This is a genomic window from Pseudomonas sp. JBR1 (assembly GCF_028198185.1).
Lineage (GTDB): Bacteria > Pseudomonadota > Gammaproteobacteria > Pseudomonadales > Pseudomonadaceae > Chryseomonas > Chryseomonas oryzihabitans_E.
The window spans coordinates 4,659,702-4,675,685 of record NZ_CP116340.1 but is presented as its reverse complement, the minus strand read 5'-3'; the positions used below and the strand labels follow the sequence as shown (position 1 = coordinate 4,675,685).

Sequence of the window (15,984 nt, the reverse complement as noted above, 5' to 3'; positions counted from 1 at the left end):
CATGGCGAGGGCTCCCAGGGAGCAGCAGCCCAACCGCGAGTCGCCGGTTCGACCGCTTCGCCATCCCCTGCGGCATACTGCGCGGCCCCTTTCTGCCTGGAGTCCTGTCGATGCCCGTCTGGTGGCTACTCGTCCTGCCCTTCATCGCCGGCGCCTGCCTGCCGTTGCAAGCCGGCATCAACGGTCAACTGGCCCGCCAGCTGTCCAGTGTCTTCGCCGCGGCGTCCATTTCCTTCATGGTCGGCCTGCTCGCCCTGCTGGGCCTGACCCTCTGGCAGCGCGGCGTCCCTACCCTGGGCGCCTTGCGCGAGTTGCACTGGTGGCACTGGTGTGGCGGGCTGCTGGGCATGTTCTTTATCGCCATGGCCGCCTTCGCCGGTCCGCGCATCGGCGCCACCCTGTTCATGGCGCTGGTGATCGCCGGCCAACTGGCCATGTCGCTGAGCCTGGATCACTTCGGCTGGGCCGGCTTTCGCCAGGATCCGGTTACCCTCGGCAAGCTGGCCGGCGTGGTGCTGATCGGCGCCGGCGTCTGGTGCATCACCCGCGCCTAGCGCTAATAGAGGTCGCGACGGTAGCGGTTTTCATCCAGCAACCGTTGCACCCCGGCCTCACCGAGCAACGCCTGCAGGGTGGCCTGGACACCGCGCCCCAGGCCCTGCAGGCTGCCGCAGACCATGATCACGGCATCGGCCGCCAGCCAGTCGAACAAGAGGTCGCGCTGCGCCTCCAGCCGCCCCTGCACATAGCCATCGCCCTCACGCGAGAACACCCGGTCCAACCGGGCCAGCCCGCCTTGGGCCTGCCAGGCCTGCAATTCAGTACCGTAGAAATCATCGTGCGCCGCCGTGCGTTCGCCGAACAGCAGCCAGTTGCGTCTGTGCCCGGCGGCGATGCGTGCGGCCAGCAGGGACCGTACCCCGGCAAGACCGGTCCCGGCGGCGATCAGGATCAGCGGGCGCTCGTCCAGCGGTGGCCGGAAGCCGGGATGGGTGCGTAGCCGCGCCTGCACCTGGTCACCGGGCCGTAGCGCCGTGGTCAACCAGCCGGAGGCGATACCCAGGCGACCATCCGCCTTGCGCTCCTGGCGCACCAGCAGTCGCAGGGCGCCTTCGCCGGGCAGCGAGGCGATGGAGTACTGGCGTACGGCGAGCGGCACCAGGGCGTCGACCAGGGCCTGGGCGTCCAGGCCCCGCAGCGCAGTCTGGTCTTCCGGCAGCAGACGGGTTTCCAGGGCCGTCGCCAGTTTGAGCGTCACACCGCCGATCTCGACCCTGCTGTCAGCGGCCAGGCCCAGGGGCTGCAGCCAGGCTGCCACGCGTTCGGGGCGCTGGCGTGGCGCGATTTCCAGGAGGTCACCTGGTGCCCAGTGGCTTCCAGGCAGTGGCCGCAGCTGCAGCTCGAAAGCAGGCCCGCCGGGGCTGCCGGCATTGAGCCGCTGCACCGACGCCAGCTGCCAGGACTGCAACGGACGCTCGGTCGGTGGTTCGATACGCGCGGCGCCCAGGGCCTGCAACTGACCCTGCCAGACCGCAAGCGCCAAGGGGTCGCCATTGTCCACCTCCACCGGCGCGAACAGCGACCGGGCGCCCCGTCCACCCAGCCAGGCGTCCAGCCGTTGGGCGAAGGCGCAGTAGGCCGGATAGCGCCGGTCGCCCAGGGCCAGCACCCCATAGCTCAGGCTTGGCAGCGTTGCCGCCTGGGTCAGCATCCGCCGCTCGAAGCCGCGCGCGGCATCCGGGGCCTCGCCGTCGCCGTGGGTGGCGACGACGAACAGCGCCCGGGTGGCCTGCTGCAGCCGCTCCACCGAGAGACGCCCGAGCGCGACCACCTCGGCGCTCAGCCCCGCCGCCTGCAGCTGGCCGGCGGCCTGCCAGGCCAGCGCCTCGCCCTGACCACTTTGGCTGGCATAGCCGATCAGCCAGTCGGCGTTCCCTGCCGCGGCCGGTGTGAGCCGGCTCTGCGCCTGGCGCGCCTGGCGGCGTTTGCGCCGGCGATCCAGATAGAGCCAGAGTCCGGTCACCATGAACAGCGGCATGGCCAGGCTGGCGAGTAGCAGGGCGATCCGTCCCGCCAGGCCGAAGTACTCCCCCGAATGCAGGGCATAGACGCTGAGCAACAGCCGGGCACCCAGCGGCTGCTCGCGGTAACGACGATGATCGAGCACCCGCCCCTGGCCGTCGAAGACGAGGCGATTGAGGGCGCGGATGTGCTCGGCATCGTCGGGCAGGTACCAGAGCGTCGGATGACTGACCTTGCGCGCCGGATTGGGCAGCAGCAGGCCGTAGCCCTCCACGCGCCCACCGGTCTCTGCGCGGAAGCTCTGCCAGAGCGCGTCCAGATCCACGTCCTGGCGCGCCACCGCCCCCGTGGTCTGGGGTTCCGGGGCGGCGCCGAGCAGGCGCTCGCTGGCCTCGCGGTACCAGTCATAGGACCAATAGAGACCGGTCAGGGCCGCCAGCAGATAGAGCAGCAGGCACCAGGTGCCCGCCACGGCGTGCAGGTCCCAGTGGAAACTGCGCCCACGGCGCGCCCAGTCCAGGGTCAGCCAGGTGCGCCAGCGGCGTACCTGACGCGGCCAGCGCAGGTACAGCCCAGACAGACAGAGCACCAGCAGGATCAGGGTGGCCGCGCCGGTCAGGGCCTTGCCTACCGGCCCCAGGGCCAGGGAGCGGTGCAGGTCCAGGACCAGGCGAAAGAACGCCTGGCCGCGAGGCGAACTCAGCACCTCGCCCGTGTAGCGATCAAACAGCTGCACCTCGCTACGGCCCTGACCACTGGCCGGTGCCAGGCCGAGCAGGCCGTAGCCCTCCCCCGCCATGCTGGAGACGAAGCTCAACTCCCGGCCCGGAGGAACGAGGCGCTGCCGCACCTCCGGCAGCGTTAGCGGACGCCGGTCCGCAGTCGCGGCGCTTGGCGGCGGATTGAGCAGCTCCAGCAATTCCAGTTGAAAACTGTAGAGCGCACCCGTCACCCCTAGCACCACCAGTACTAGGCCAGCCGCCAGCCCGAGCAGGCTGTGCAGCTGGAAGAGGCCCCTGCGGATCAGGGCTGGGCCCATTGTCGCAGGAGGTTGTGATAGACGCCGGTCAGCTGCAGGCAGGCCTCATGGCCCTGCCCCAGCTCGGCGGCGGCCCGCTGGATGCCCTGGTCGAGTTCGAACAGCTGGCTGCGCTGGCCGGCATCGCGCACCAGGCTCTGGATCCAGAAGAAGGAACACAGCCGCATGCCACGGGTAACCGGCAGCACCCGATGCAGGCTGCTGGCCGGATAGAGGATCAGATCGCCGGCCGCCAGCTTGACGCTGTGGGCGCCATAGGTGTCCTCCACCACCAGTTCGCCACCGTCGTACTCGTCCGGCTCGCACAGGAACAGGGTGGCCGACAGGTCGGTGCGCAGATAGCCGCTGCCATCCGGTAAGGGACGCAGGGCGTTGTCCACGTGCAGGCCGAAGGATTGGCCGCCCTGGTAGAGATTGAACAGTGGCGGAAAGACTCGCGCCGGCAACGCGGCGGCAACGAACAGCGGATGCAGCGCCAGCGCCTGCTGGATCAGCTCGCCCACCGCGCGCGCCGCCGGCGCGTCCACCGGCAATTGCAGGTTGTCCTTGGCCATGGCCGACTGGAAGCCGGCGGTGTGCTTGCCATCGGCCCAGGCCGCGGCCTCCAGCCGCTGGCGGCAGTCCCTTACCTGGTCGGGCGTCAGCACGCCCGGAACGCTGATCATCATGGCAATCCCCTCTAACGCCGAAAGCCCTGCGCGCGCAGGGCCTCGGTGTCTTGCGTTCGACCTTAGAAGCTGTAGGTCGCGGTCAGGATGGCGGAACGGGCATCGCCATATTCGATGGCCGAGGACCGCGTGGTGGCGCCGAGCTGCGAGCGCACCCGCTCCACATAGTCCTTGTCGAAGACGTTGTTAACGTTGAGCTGCAGGTCGACGTTGCGGTTGACGCGGTAGCCGACCATGGCGTTGTGCAGCCAGTAGGCGTCGAGCTTGGCGCCGTCGTTGCTGGAGGTGACGTTGCGCTCGCTGACATAGCGCGCACCATAGCCCACCCGCCAGCCAGCCGGCAGCTCGTAGGTGGTCCAGAGATTGAGCGAGCGCGGCGGGGTGTTGGCCAGCGCCTGCCCCTCGCGATTGCGTCCATCCAGGGTATCGGCGGCCTTGAGCGTCTCGCTGTCGAGGAAGGTGAAGTTGGCGTAGACGTTCCACTGCGGGGTGAGACGCCCGGTGGCACCCAGCTCGATGCCCTGCACGCGCTGCTCGCCGGCCAGCGCGGTGCTGCCGTCCACCAGGGTTTCCCGAGCGTTGCTCTTCTCGACGCGGAACAGGGCGCCGTCCAGCTCCAGGCGTTTGTCGAGGAATTCCCACTTGGTGCCCAGTTCCCAGGTCTTGTTCTTTTCCGGCCCCAGATCCTGGTTGGCCGCGCTCAGCCCGCCGCCGGTAGAGGTCAGGCTTTCCGCCGAGGGGTTGAAGGAGGTGCCATAGGCGACATAGACCCGACCGTTCGGTGCCGGCTTGAACACCAGGCCCGCGCGCCCGCTCAACTTGGCGTCATCGGAACTCAGGTGAGTCTTGGCGCCGCGCACACCGTTGGCGACCGGGGTGGTGTCGCTGTCGCCGTCGAACCAGTCGTAACGCAGACCCAGGTTCAGATCCCAGTACTGACTCAGGGCGATGGTGTCGAAGGCATAGAGCGCCTTGTCGGTCAGGACATTGTTGGCAATGGCCGAGGTCTGCTTGTTGGTCGCCCCGTCATAGCGCTCCGGCGGCGCGGCCAGGGAATAGCCGGCGGCCGGGAAGGTCAGGCCATGGCTGTAGGTATCGCGGTCGTAATCCTCGCGGGAGAATTCGGCGCCTAGGACGAAGGAATGGCCCAGGCCGAAGGTGTCGAAATCGCCGCTCAGGTTGGTCTGGTTGATCCACATCTCCGAGGTCACGTCGCGGCCATAGCCCTGGGGACCGGCAGGGCGATAGCGACCCGCGGCCACGCCGCCCAGGTTGACGTGGGATGCCGAGATCACCGTGTCGCGCTCGATGCGGCTGTAGCGGGTCAGGTTCTGCAGGCTCAGGTTGTCGCTGAAGCGGTGCTCCAGCTCTACGGTGAAGACATTGTTGTTGATGTCTTCCTTGTCGATGTTCTTGAAGCCGAAGTAGGCGTCGCGATCCACCCCGCCCAGACGCTTGCCGTTGAGCGCCGGCACCCCGTAGTCGGGCTGGTTGTTGTCGGTCTGGTGGAAGTAGCTCAGGGTCAGCCGGGTGTCGTCCGACAGGCCCAGGGCCAGCGACGGCGCGATGCCCCAGCGCTCGCGGTCGATCTGGTCGCGGCCGGGCACGTCGTTCTCGTGGGCCATCAGGTTCAGGCGGAAGGCACTGTCGTTACCTACGCCTTGCAGCGGCTGGTTGGTGTCCAGGGTCAGGCGACGATAGCTGTCGGTGCCCAGGCCTGCGCCGATGCGGGTGAACTGGCGCTCCTGGGGCTTCTTGCTGATCAGGTTGATGGAGCCACCCGTGGTGCCGGCGCCGCCGAACACCGAGTTGGGGCCCTTGATGACCTCGACAGATTCCAGGTTGAAGGTGTCGGTACGGTTGGTCTGGGTGCTGTCGCGCAGGCCATCGATCTGGATGTTCGAGTTGGCGCTGAAGCCACGGATGTTGATGCTGTCGCCGGAGCCGCCACCGCCCTCACCGGCGTTGAAGGTGATACCGGAGACGTTGGACAGCACCGATCTCAGACTCAGCGCCTGCTGATCCTGGATCACCTGCGTCGGCACCACGGTGACGGTCTGCGGGGTATCCAGCAAGGGAGCGGTGTACTTGCGCGAGGCGGATTGCTCGGCCTTGAAGCCTTCCTGCTGCGCCTGACCTTCGATAGTCAGACTTTCCAACCGGGTCACCGGCTCTCTGGCCTCTTCGGCCTGGGCTCCCAGAGACAGCGAGGCAACAGCGACACTGAACGTGGAAACCAGCAAACGACGCTGGGACAGCGAGGACATTTCCTTGGACATGATGGCGAGCCGCCTCCTTTCTTGAATGCGGCGCGATTCTATTTGCAAACGATTATCAAATCCATAGCGAATGTAAACTATTCTTAACAACTTACAAAAAGTCTGACAAATCCCTTATCGACAGGCATGAAAAAGCCCGCGTCCTTTGCGGAACACGGGCTCGATCAACGCGGGAAGGCGTTAGAGGTAGAAGGCCTTCAGCGGCGGGAAACCGTTGAATTCCACCGCGCTGTAGCTGGTGGTGTAGGCACCGGTGGACAGCCAGTACAGGCGGTCGCCACTGGCCAGGTTCAGCGGCAGGCCGTACTTGTAGTGCTCGTACATGATGTCGGCGCTGTCGCAGGTCGGGCCGGCGATCACCACCTCTTCCATCTCGCCCTTCTTCTCGGTCCAGATCGGGAACTTGATGGACTCGTCCATGGTTTCGATCAGGCCGGAGAACTTGCCGACGTCGGTATAGACCCAGCGCTCGACGGCGGTACGCGACTTGCGCGCCACCAGCACTACTTCGCTGACCAGGATACCGGCATTGGAAATCAGCGAACGGCCCGGCTCCAGGATGATTTCCGGCAGCTCGTCGCCGAAATCTTCCTTGAGGAAGCGGATGATTTCCTCGGCATAGGTCTCCAGGCTGTTGGTGCGATGGATGTAGTTGGCCGGGAAGCCACCCCCCATGTTGATCATCTTCAGGGTGATGCCGTCTTCTTCCTTGAGGCGCTCGAAGATCACCTTGACCTTGGCGATGGCGGCGTCCCAGACGTCGATGTCACGCTGTTGGCTGCCGACATGGAAGGAGATGCCATAGGGCTCCAGGCCCAGCTGGCGGGCCAGGATCAGCAGGTCCAGGGCCATGTCGGGCTGGCAGCCGAACTTGCGCGACAGCGGCCAGTCGGCCGAGTTGGAGCCCTCGGTGAGGATCCGCACATAGATGCGCGAGCCCGGAGCGGCCTTGGCGATGTTGCGCAGGTCGGCCTCGGAGTCAGTGGCGAACATGCGCACGCCCTTCTCGTAGAAGTAGCGGATGTCCTTGGATTTCTTGATGGTGTTGCCGTAGCTGATGCGCTCCGGGCCGACACCGGTGGACAGCACCTTGTCCAGCTCGTAGATGGAGGCGATGTCGAAGTTGGAGCCCTTGTCACGCAGCAGCTCGGTGATCTCGATGGCCGGGTTGGCCTTGACCGCGTAGTAGATCTTGGCGAACGGGAAGTTGCCAACGAGATCGTCATAGGCCCGCGCGATGGTGGCGGTGTCGATGACGACGAAGGGGGTTTCATGCTGGTCGGCGAAGGCCTTCATCTTCTGGAAGGTTTCGCGAGAATAGTAATCTTCGACCTTGATGGACATGCGTCGGGCTCCCGATGGGCAGAACAAATTGAAGGAGGGGGTGTTCTGAACGCCTAATCCGTTTCCCCACTTTGGTTCGCCTACTTCCCAAGGCACATCGCCGAAAGCAAAAAGGTCAACGCGTACTGGCGTTGACCTCGCTGTCTCGTCGTCGGTACTTGAGCCGGATGGATCGTTTCCAGCATGGACGTTCGGGCGCGAACTTTAGGGCCAGACGCCCTGAAGATCAATGTTAAATCCATGATCTTTACCGAACGGTGACGCGTGCGGACTCACCCCTCTCCTGCAACCGACCGGAGCGGGCGCCGAGATGTTCCTGGGGGGCGATGACAGGGTGTTTCCGAGTGGGGAATCAAGATGCCCGATAACGCCATCGTCGGGCCTTGACGATGGCGCTGTACTATCGCGGCCATGGGCCGCTCCTACAGGTCCGATACCGTAGGAGCGGCCGCATCGGCGGACCGCCATGACCGCGATCAGTCCCTTATCACCGTAGCGTGGAAAACGGCGCAGCCTTTTCCACGGAGGCATTCGCTGCAAGGGCGCCCTCACCCCAGCCCTCTCCCAGCGGGAGAGGGAGCCATCCGAGCGACTGTGAAACCAATCGATCTAGGCTCATCGCCGTCCGTAGGTTGGGTTGAGCGCAGCGAAGCCCAACACGCCCAACCCCAGCGCCTTAGCGGAACGGCGGCTCGTCGAAGCTGCGCAGCTTGCGCGAGTGCAGGGAGTCGAGCTGGGTGCGCAGCTGGTCCAGGGCGGCGATGCCGATGGCCAGGTGCTGGCTGACGGCGCGGGCATAAAAGGCGTTGGCCGAGCCCGGCAGCTTGATCTCGCTGTGCAGGGGCTTGTCGGACACGCACAGCAGGGTGCCGTAGGGCACCCGCAGGCGATAGCCCTGGGCGGCGATGGTGCCGCTTTCCATGTCCACCGCCACGGCGCGCGCCAGGTTGATCAGCGGGCGCTCCTGCGCCCAGCGCAGCTCCCAGTTGCGGTCGTCGTAGGTCAATACCGTACCGGTACGCAGGCGGCGCTTGAGTGCCTCGCCGCGTTCGCCGGTGACGCTGGCGGCGGCTTCCTGCAGCGCCACCTGCACCTCGGCCAGAGCAGGAATGGGGATATGCGGCGGCACCACGCGATCAAGGATACCGTCGCGCCTCATGTAGGCATGGGCCAGCACGTAGTCGCCGATGGTCTGCGACTGCCGCAGGCCGCCGCAGTGGCCGATCATCAGCCAGCAGTGCGGGCGCAGCACCGCCAGGTGGTCGGTGATGTTCTTGGCATTGGATGGGCCGACGCCGATATTGACCAGGGTGACGCCATGGCCGTCGCTCGCGATCAGGTGGTAGGCCGGCATCTGGAAGCGGTGCCAGGCGATGGCGGCGATGACCGCCTGGGCCTCGCTGGGATCCATGTCGCGCTCGATGACGACGTTGCCGGGCAGGACCAGGCGCTCGAAGCGCGGGTCGTTGCGCAGTTGCTCCAGGCCATGCTGGATGAACTGGTCGACGTAGCGATGGTAGTTGGTGAGCAGGATCCAGGGCTGCACGTGACGCCAGTCGCTGCCGGTGTAGTGGACGATGCGGCGCAGCGAGAAATCGGTGCGGGCGGCGTCGAACAGCGCCAGCGGCAGCGGATCGATGCGCTCCCAGTCATAGTGGCCGTCGGCGATGTCATCGTGGGCCGCGGAGAGATCGGTGCTGGGGAAGACCCGTGCCAGCTCGGCGGCGGTCACGCCACTGCCGGCCAGTTCGTCGCCCTGCTCCACCACATAGGGATAGGGGATGTCCTGGCGACTGCGACCGATCTCGACCTGGAGGTCGTAGTCGCGCATCAGGGGTTCGAGCTGCTCCAGCAGATAGCCGCGGAAGGCCGCCGGATGGGTCACGGTGGCCACATAGGTGCCGGGCAGCTGGATCTTGGCGTAGGCGCGGGTGGTGGCCGGCGGCACGCCGGGCGCGCGGTAGCGGATGCGGATCTCGGGATAGCGGAACAGCTCGCGCTCGGCGGCGCTGGGCTCGACGCGATCCTTGAGATAGCGCTTGAGCGCGGCATCCAGGGCCTGGGTAGCCTCCAGGTGCAGCGCCGCGAGACGGTCGACCGCCTCGCTGGCCGTGGCAACAGAGGTGAAATCCTCGGGTACGGAGGTCATGCGGGTTTCCTTGTTGGGACACTGGCTATAGCTGACACCCTAACACCCCTGGGTGACAACGGCTGCGACCGGTCATAGCGGTTTTTCACCCTGGGCATGCTGCTCCCACAGGCGACGATAATGCCCTTCGGGCCGTTGCAGCAGCGCCTCGTGACTGCCCTCCTCCACCTTGCGGCCGTCGCGTAGCACCAGGATGCGATCGGCATGGCGGATGGTGGACAGCCGGTGCGCCACCACGATCAGGGTGACCTGGCCGCGCAATTCGTCCAGTGCCTGTTGCAGCCGCGCCTCGGTGGCGCTGTCGATGCTGGCGGTGGCCTCGTCCAGCAGCAGTACCTTGGGCTCGCGCAGGAGTGCCCGGGCCAGCGCCAGCAGCTGCCGCTCGCCGGTGGAAAGGGTGAAGCCACGCTCGCCCAGCAGGGTATCCAGGCCTTCCGGCAGGCGCGCCACCAGGTCGTCCATATGGGCCGCGGCCAGGGCCTCGCGCAGGCGTTCATCCGATACCTGGCTGCCCAGCAGCAGGTTGTCCCTGAGACTGGTGGAACGGATGAAGGGCTCCTGGGGCACGCTGGCCAGGGCGGCGCCCAGCACTTCCGGGGTGAGGCCGCCCAGCTCGCGCCCGTCCAGGCAGAGGCTGCCGCCGGTGACCGGCTGCAGTCCGGCGAAGAGGTCGAGCAGGGTCGACTTGCCGCTGCCGGTGGGGCCGACGATACCGAGAAAGGTCCCCGGGGGGATGTCCAGGTCGATGCCGTGCAGGGTGTCGTGCCCCGCGCCGGCATGGCGAAAACGCACGGCGTCGAGATGGAAGTGCGCGGTCTCGATGGGCCGGTCGTCCTCGCCGCTCAACGCCGGTTTTTCCTCCAGCAGGTGCAGCAGGCGCGTGCCAGCCACCGAGGCCTGCTGGAACAGGTTGAATCTCTGGGTAATGTCCATCAACGGCTCGGTCACCCGGCCCAGGTAGGTGACGAAGGCATAGAGCACGCCGATTTCGGCACCACCCTGCAGATGACCCAGGCCGTAGACCAGCAGCAGTACCGCCAGGACCGCCACGCTGACCAGGTCCAGCGCCGAGCGCAGCAGCAGGCCGGAAACGCGGATGGTGCGCATGCGGGCGCCGTACTGCGCCTGATTGAGCCGCTGGAAATCCTGGCGGAAGCGTTCGGTCTGGTTGAAGGCCTGCAAGAGACCCATGCCGCCGATGGCCTCGCCCAGCCGGGCGCTCTGCTCGGCGCGTAGCATCCGCACCTCCATGGCCGCCGCGCCGCTGTATCGCTGGTAGGCCCAGACGATCAGCACCGCGGCCGGAATCAGCAGCACGGCGATGGCCATCAGGCGAACGTCCAAGAGCGCCATGGCCACCAGGATGCCGATCAGCAGCACGATGTTGCCGACCATGTTGCCGAGAAAGGCCACATAGAGTTCGCGCAAGGCATCGGTGTCATTGGTGACTCGCGCCACCAGCTCGCCGGTGGCGGTGCGATCATGAAAGCTCTGCGGCAGGCTCAGCACATGGCGGAACAGTCGCCGCCGCTGCAGGAGCACCACGTCCATGGCGATCTCGGCGAAGCGTAGCGATTGCAGGTAACGGCCATAGGCGGCCAGCCCCTGGGAAACCACATAGGCGGCGACCAGGCCCACCAGCGGCCAGAGGCGCAGGTCGTGGGGCACCAGGTAGTTGTCGAGGTAGTGCTTGGTCAGCCAGGGACCCAGCACGTCGAACAGCGTCGCCACGACCAGGATCGCCAGGGTGCCGGCCAGTTTGCGCGGATTGGCGAGTACCGGCTTGAGCAGCAGGGAAAGCACGCGGGTCCTGGTCATTGGCTGGCCTCCTCCGCCTGCTGCAGATTCCAGAGTCGGGCATAGAGCCCGCTGGCGGCGAGCAGCTCGCCATGGCGGCCCCGCTCCACCAGGCTGCCCTGGTCGAGGACGATGATTTCGTCGGCATGCTGCACGGCCGAGAGGCGGTGGCTGACGATCAGGGTGGTCCGGCCTTGCAGCCCCGCCAGGGTACGCAGCAGCCGGGCCTCGGTGGCGGTATCCACCGCCGAGAGGGTGTCGTCCAGCAGCAGGATGGGCGCTGGCGAGAGCAGCGCCCGGGCCAGCGCCACGCGCTGGCGCTGGCCACCCGAGAGGGTCAGGCCCCGCTCACCCACCGGGGTATCCAGCCCTTGCGGCAGCGCCGCCAGGTCGGTGCCGAAGGCGGCGGCGTCCAGGGCTTCGCGGATTTCCCCAGCCGTGGCATCCGGGCGGCTGAGGGCAACGTTCTCGCCCAGGGTGCGGGCGAACAGGAAGGGATCCTGGGGTACATAGGCGAACTGTGCACGCAGGTCGGCCAGCCGATAGTCTTCCAGCGGCACCCCGCCCAGGCGGATACAGCCCTGCTCCAGCGGAAACTGGCGCAGCAGCAGGCGGAGCAAGGTGCTCTTGCCGCTGCCGGTGGCGCCGACGATACCCAGGGTATCGCCCGCGGGCAGGTCGATGACCACGTCCCGTAGCGCTGGCTGGCGCGCCTGGGGATAGGTGAAGGCCGGAATGTAGACCGACAGGTCCGCCTGGTCCGGCGGCGTCTGGGTGCCCTCGTCGCGGATGCGCTCGGTGACCGCGAACACCTCTTCCAGGCGCCGCGCCCCGGCTTCGCCACGCTGCAACAGATTGAGGCACCAGCCGATGGCGAACATCGGCCAGATCAACTGCACCAGATAGAGGCTGAAACTGGTCAGTTGGCCCAGGGTGATATGGCCGTCGAGATAGCGCCAGCTTCCCATGACCAGGGTCAGCAGGGTGGCGAGACTCAGGGCGACGAAGATGATCGGCTCGTAGCGCGCCTCGGTGCGTTGTACCTGGTAGTCGGCCTTGGCGACGCTGCGGGCGCGGGCGTCGAAATCGTCCAGCTCGGCTTCGATCAGGGCATGCTGGCGCAGCATGCGCAGGCCGCTCAGGGCCTCCTGGGTACGGTCGTTGAGGGCGGAAAAGCCCGCCAGCGCCAGGCCGAAGCGCTGCTGCACCCGCTGCGCCACGCGATAGAAGCCCCAGGCCATGAAGGGAAAGGGTAGGAGCGCCAGGGCGGCCAGGGGCGCATCGATGCCGATGAACATGGCCAGCAGTACCAGCAGCAGGGTCATCATGCCGTCGAAGCTGGCCAGCACCCCTTCGCCAGCGGCGGTCTCCACGGCGTCGATGTCCTGGGTGGCGCGGGCCAGCAGATCGCCCGTGCGGCTGGACTGGAAGAAACCGGGGTCCAGTCGCGCCAGCTTGGCAAAGAAGGTGTCACGCAGCTCCACCCCGACCTGGTAGGAAGTGCCGAACAGCCGCACCCGCCACTGGTACCTCAGTACATAGAGGCCGCAGCCGACCGCCACGATCAGGGCGACGCGCCAGAGCAGCCCGCTCTGGTCGAGTTCGCCCGCGCGCAGGGCGTCGATGGCCTTGCCGATCCACCAGGGTAGCGTCAGGTTGAGCAGGCCAACGCCCAGCAGACAGAAGATGGCGGTCCCGTAGGCACGCCGTTGGCGCAGGAAGAAATCACGCAACAACCGCCACAACGCCATAAAACCGCCTGTCCCGAGCAAAGGTGCAGTATATCGGCTACCCAAGGGGCAGCGGAGTTCCTTCGTCCCGATCCGGGTCCCATGTCAACGGGTGGCGCAGGGCGCGAGGTCGTTGTAGGGTGCCACTCCCTGCGGCACCCGGCCGCTGCGCCCCTTTTCCCTTTGCTAGGCTGACGTCCATGACCCTCGAACCCCAACGTCCCGTCGTCCTCTGCCTGTCCGGCCACGATCCGAGTGGTGGCGCCGGGCTGCAGGCCGACATCGAAGCCCTGATCGCCCAGGGCTGCCACGCCGCTCCGGCGGTCACCGCGCTGACCGTGCAGGACACCGTCGACGTGCTGGACTTCCGGGTGCTGGATCGCGAGTGGGTACTGGCCCAGGCCCGAGCGATCATCGCCGACCTGCCGGTGGCGGCGGTCAAGCTGGGCATGCTCGGTTCGGTGGAAATGGTCGAGACGGTGCTGGAGATCATGGAATCCCTGCCTGGCGTGCCCCTGGTCTGCGATCCGGTGCTGCGCGCCGGTGGTGGCGGCGCCCTGGGCAAGGACGAAGTCGGCTACGCCATCCGCGAGCGCCTGCTGCCCCGTGCCACCATCGCCACACCCAACCTGCCGGAGGCGCGCATCCTCGCCGAGTTGCCCGAGGGCACCCCGGAGCAATGCGCCGAGCGCCTGCTGCCTTTATGTGCCCATCTGCTGATCACCGGCGGTCATGGCGAAGAACACGAGGTGCACAACCGTCTCTATGACCGCGCCGGTAACTGCGAGACCCACGTCTGCCAGCGCCTGCCTGGTAGCTACCATGGCTCCGGCTGCACCCTGGCCAGCACCCTGGCCGGGCGCCTGGCCCTGGGCGAAGCCCTGCCCAGCGCCGTGCGCAGCGCCCTGGACTACACCTGGCGTACCCTGAGGGACGCCGAGCGCCCTGGCCGCGGCCAGTACGTGCCACGTCGCCTGCCACTGGACTTCTGCTCATGAGCACCCTGCGCGGCCTCTATGCCATCACCGACAACGCCCTCCTCGCCGAGGGTCGCCTGTTGCCCTATGTCGAGGCCGCCTTGCAGGGCGGTGCCCGCCTGGTGCAGTACCGCGACAAGTCGCAAGACGCCAGCCGTCGCCAGGACGAAGCCGCAGCCCTCGCCGAACTCTGCCGGCAGCATGACGCCCAGCTGATCATCAATGACGACCTGCCCTTGGCCCGCCAGCTGGGCGTCGGCCTGCACCTGGGCCAGGAAGACGGCTCCCTTGCCGCAGCCCGTGCCGACCTGGGCGCTGACGCCATACTCGGCGGCACCTGCCACGCCAGCCTGGAACTGGCCGAAGTCGCGGCCGTAGCGGGGGCCAGCTACCTGGCCTTCGGGCGCTTCTTCGCCTCCAGCACCAAGCCGGATGCCCCACCAGCCCCTCTCGACGTGCTTGACCAGGCACGCAGCCGTTTCAGCCTGCCGCTCTGCGCCATCGGCGGCGTCACCCTGGACAACGCCCCGCGCCTGCTCACCCACGGCGTCGACCTGCTCGCCGTCGTCCATACCCTGTTTTCCGCCGCCAGCGCGGGCGAAGTGGAGCGCCGTGCGCGCGCCTTCGCTCGGTTGTTCGCGGCCTGATCCCCTTTGAGGAGACCTCCATGTCCCGTTCCGCACAACTCTTCGACCAAGCCCAGCGCCACATCCCCGGCGGCGTCAACTCGCCCGTCCGCGCCTTCAAGAGCGTCGGCGGCACGCCGCTGTTCTTCAAGCACGCCCAGGGCGCCTACATCGTCGACGAGGATGACAAGCGCTATGTCGACTACGTCGGCTCCTGGGGTCCGATGATCCTTGGTCATAGCCACCCGGACGTGCTCGACGCCGTGCGTCGTCAACTGGAACATGGCCTTTCCTACGGCGCCCCGACCGCCCTGGAAACCACTATGGCCGATCTCATCTGCGAGATCGTCCCCTCCATGGAAATGGTGCGCATGGTCAGCTCCGGTACCGAGGCCACCATGAGCGCCATCCGCCTGGCGCGCGGCTACACCGGGCGCGACACCATCATCAAGTTCGAAGGCTGCTACCACGGCCATTCCGACAGCCTCTTGGTCAAGGCCGGCTCCGGCGCCCTGACCCTGGGCGTACCCAGTTCCCCCGGCGTCCCGGCGGCCTTCGCCCAGCACACCCTGACCCTGGCCTACAACGACCTGGCCGAAGTCGAAGAAACCCTGTCCCGGGTCGGCGACCAGATCGCCTGCATCATCGTCGAGCCGGTGGCCGGCAACATGAACTGCGTGCCGCCGGCGCCGGGCTTCCTGGAAGGGCTGCGCAGCCTCTGCGATCGCTACGGCGTAGTGCTGATCTTCGATGAGGTCATGACCGGTTTCCGCGTCGCCCTGGGCGGCGCCCAGGCGCATTACGGCATCCGTCCGGACCTCACCACCTTTGGCAAGATCGTCGGCGGCGGCATGCCGGTGGGCTGCTTTGGCGGCAAGCGCGAGATCATGGAAAAGATCGCCCCGCTCGGTCCGGTCTACCAGGCCGGCACCCTGTCGGGCAATCCGCTGGCCATGGCCGCGGGGCTCACCACCCTGCAACTGATCCGCCGGCCCGGTTTCCACGCCGAGCTGAGCGACTACACCACACGCATGCTGCAGGGCCTGCAGGATCGCGCCGATGCCGCCGGTGTGCCCTTCGTCACCACCCAGGCGGGCGGCATGTTCGGTCTCTACTTCAGCGGCGCCGAAGACATCGTCACCTTCAGCGACGTCATGGCCAGCGACAGCGAGAGGTTCAAGCGCTTCTTCCACCTAATGCTGGACGGCGGCGTCTACCTGGCGCCCAGTGCCTTCGAAGCCGGCTTCACGTCCATCGCCCATGGCGACGAGGAGCTGCGCATCACCCTGGACGCCGCCGAGCGCGCCTTCGCCACCTTCAACGACTAGGTACCATCCGTCTCGGTTGAGGAAC

Annotated in this window: 11 protein-coding genes; 4 read left to right on the top strand and 7 right to left on the bottom strand. The window is 67.0% G+C overall.

All coding sequences use genetic code 11. The features are described from left to right. Positions 1 to 104: 104 nt before the first annotated feature. On the top strand, positions 105 to 554 hold the full coding sequence (locus PJ259_RS21610; RefSeq protein ID WP_271655911.1) for a DMT family transporter: 450 nt from the start codon (positions 105 to 107) through the stop codon (positions 552 to 554). Positions 555 to 556: 2 nt separating this feature from the next. Here the strand turns inward: PJ259_RS21610 and PJ259_RS21605 are convergent, their stop codons facing one another. From PJ259_RS21605 to PJ259_RS21575, 7 genes are all read right to left on the bottom strand, one after another. After that, complete coding sequence (locus PJ259_RS21605) at positions 557 to 3,061, bottom strand: sulfite reductase flavoprotein subunit alpha (protein WP_271654125.1); 2,505 nt, start codon at positions 3,059 to 3,061, stop codon at positions 557 to 559. After that, the gene (locus tag PJ259_RS21600) at positions 3,046 to 3,729 is read right to left on the bottom strand and encodes a Fe2+-dependent dioxygenase (protein WP_271654124.1); all 684 of its coding nucleotides are present in this window, start codon (positions 3,727 to 3,729) and stop codon (positions 3,046 to 3,048) included. Before PJ259_RS21600 ends, PJ259_RS21605 begins: the two co-directional genes overlap by 16 nt. Positions 3,730 to 3,791: 62 nt before the next feature. Then, complete coding sequence (locus PJ259_RS21595) at positions 3,792 to 6,008, bottom strand: TonB-dependent receptor (protein WP_271654123.1); 2,217 nt, start codon at positions 6,006 to 6,008, stop codon at positions 3,792 to 3,794. Between the two features lie 180 nt (positions 6,009 to 6,188). After that, positions 6,189 to 7,352, bottom strand: coding sequence for a type III PLP-dependent enzyme (locus PJ259_RS21590; RefSeq protein ID WP_059313920.1), 1,164 nt, complete (start codon positions 7,350 to 7,352; stop codon positions 6,189 to 6,191). Positions 7,353 to 8,028: 676 nt separating this feature from the next. Next, complete coding sequence (gene amn, locus PJ259_RS21585) at positions 8,029 to 9,501, bottom strand: AMP nucleosidase (protein WP_059313919.1); 1,473 nt, start codon at positions 9,499 to 9,501, stop codon at positions 8,029 to 8,031. Between the two features lie 72 nt (positions 9,502 to 9,573). Beyond that, complete coding sequence (locus PJ259_RS21580) at positions 9,574 to 11,319, bottom strand: ABC transporter ATP-binding protein (RefSeq protein ID WP_271654122.1); 1,746 nt, start codon at positions 11,317 to 11,319, stop codon at positions 9,574 to 9,576. Beyond that, a complete protein-coding gene (locus tag PJ259_RS21575) occupies positions 11,316 to 13,049 on the bottom strand; it encodes an ABC transporter ATP-binding protein (RefSeq protein WP_271654121.1) in 1,734 nt (577 codons plus the stop codon). Before PJ259_RS21575 ends, PJ259_RS21580 begins: the two co-directional genes overlap by 4 nt. Positions 13,050 to 13,228: 179 nt before the next feature. On the opposite strand from PJ259_RS21575, the gene PJ259_RS21570 reads away from it, so the two are divergent. The 3 genes from PJ259_RS21570 to hemL are packed head-to-tail and all read left to right on the top strand — an operon-like array spanning position 13,229 to position 15,959. Beyond that, positions 13,229 to 14,026 (top strand): bifunctional hydroxymethylpyrimidine kinase/phosphomethylpyrimidine kinase, encoded by a 798-nt coding sequence (locus PJ259_RS21570; RefSeq protein ID WP_271654120.1) that lies wholly within the window; start codon positions 13,229 to 13,231, stop codon positions 14,024 to 14,026. Then, positions 14,023 to 14,652, top strand: a complete 630-nt coding sequence (gene thiE, locus PJ259_RS21565) for a thiamine phosphate synthase (RefSeq protein ID WP_271654119.1) — start codon at positions 14,023 to 14,025, stop codon at positions 14,650 to 14,652. The genes PJ259_RS21570 and thiE overlap by 4 nt, the downstream gene beginning before the upstream one ends. A 20-nt stretch (positions 14,653 to 14,672) precedes the next feature. After that, the gene (gene hemL / locus PJ259_RS21560; RefSeq protein ID WP_271654118.1) at positions 14,673 to 15,959 is read left to right on the top strand and encodes a glutamate-1-semialdehyde 2,1-aminomutase; all 1,287 of its coding nucleotides are present in this window, start codon (positions 14,673 to 14,675) and stop codon (positions 15,957 to 15,959) included. Positions 15,960 to 15,984 lie beyond the last annotated feature (25 nt).

What these genes read in the sequence shown, in the direction of transcription:
- PJ259_RS21575 (WP_271654121.1), bottom strand. Translation starts at nt 13,049, where the DNA reads ATGGCGTTGTGGCGGTTGTTGCGTGATTTCTTCCTGCGCCAACGGCGT.
- thiE (WP_271654119.1), top strand. Translation starts at nt 14,023, where the DNA reads ATGAGCACCCTGCGCGGCCTCTATGCCATCACCGACAACGCCCTCCTC.
- PJ259_RS21595 (WP_271654123.1), bottom strand. Translation starts at nt 6,008, where the DNA reads ATGTCCAAGGAAATGTCCTCGCTGTCCCAGCGTCGTTTGCTGGTTTCC.
- amn (WP_059313919.1), bottom strand. Translation starts at nt 9,501, where the DNA reads ATGACCTCCGTACCCGAGGATTTCACCTCTGTTGCCACGGCCAGCGAG.
- PJ259_RS21605 (WP_271654125.1), bottom strand. Translation starts at nt 3,061, where the DNA reads ATGGGCCCAGCCCTGATCCGCAGGGGCCTCTTCCAGCTGCACAGCCTG.
- PJ259_RS21580 (WP_271654122.1), bottom strand. Translation starts at nt 11,319, where the DNA reads ATGACCAGGACCCGCGTGCTTTCCCTGCTGCTCAAGCCGGTACTCGCC.
- PJ259_RS21590 (WP_059313920.1), bottom strand. Translation starts at nt 7,352, where the DNA reads ATGTCCATCAAGGTCGAAGATTACTATTCTCGCGAAACCTTCCAGAAG.
- hemL (WP_271654118.1), top strand. Translation starts at nt 14,673, where the DNA reads ATGTCCCGTTCCGCACAACTCTTCGACCAAGCCCAGCGCCACATCCCC.
- PJ259_RS21600 (WP_271654124.1), bottom strand. Translation starts at nt 3,729, where the DNA reads ATGATGATCAGCGTTCCGGGCGTGCTGACGCCCGACCAGGTAAGGGAC.
- PJ259_RS21570 (WP_271654120.1), top strand. Translation starts at nt 13,229, where the DNA reads ATGACCCTCGAACCCCAACGTCCCGTCGTCCTCTGCCTGTCCGGCCAC.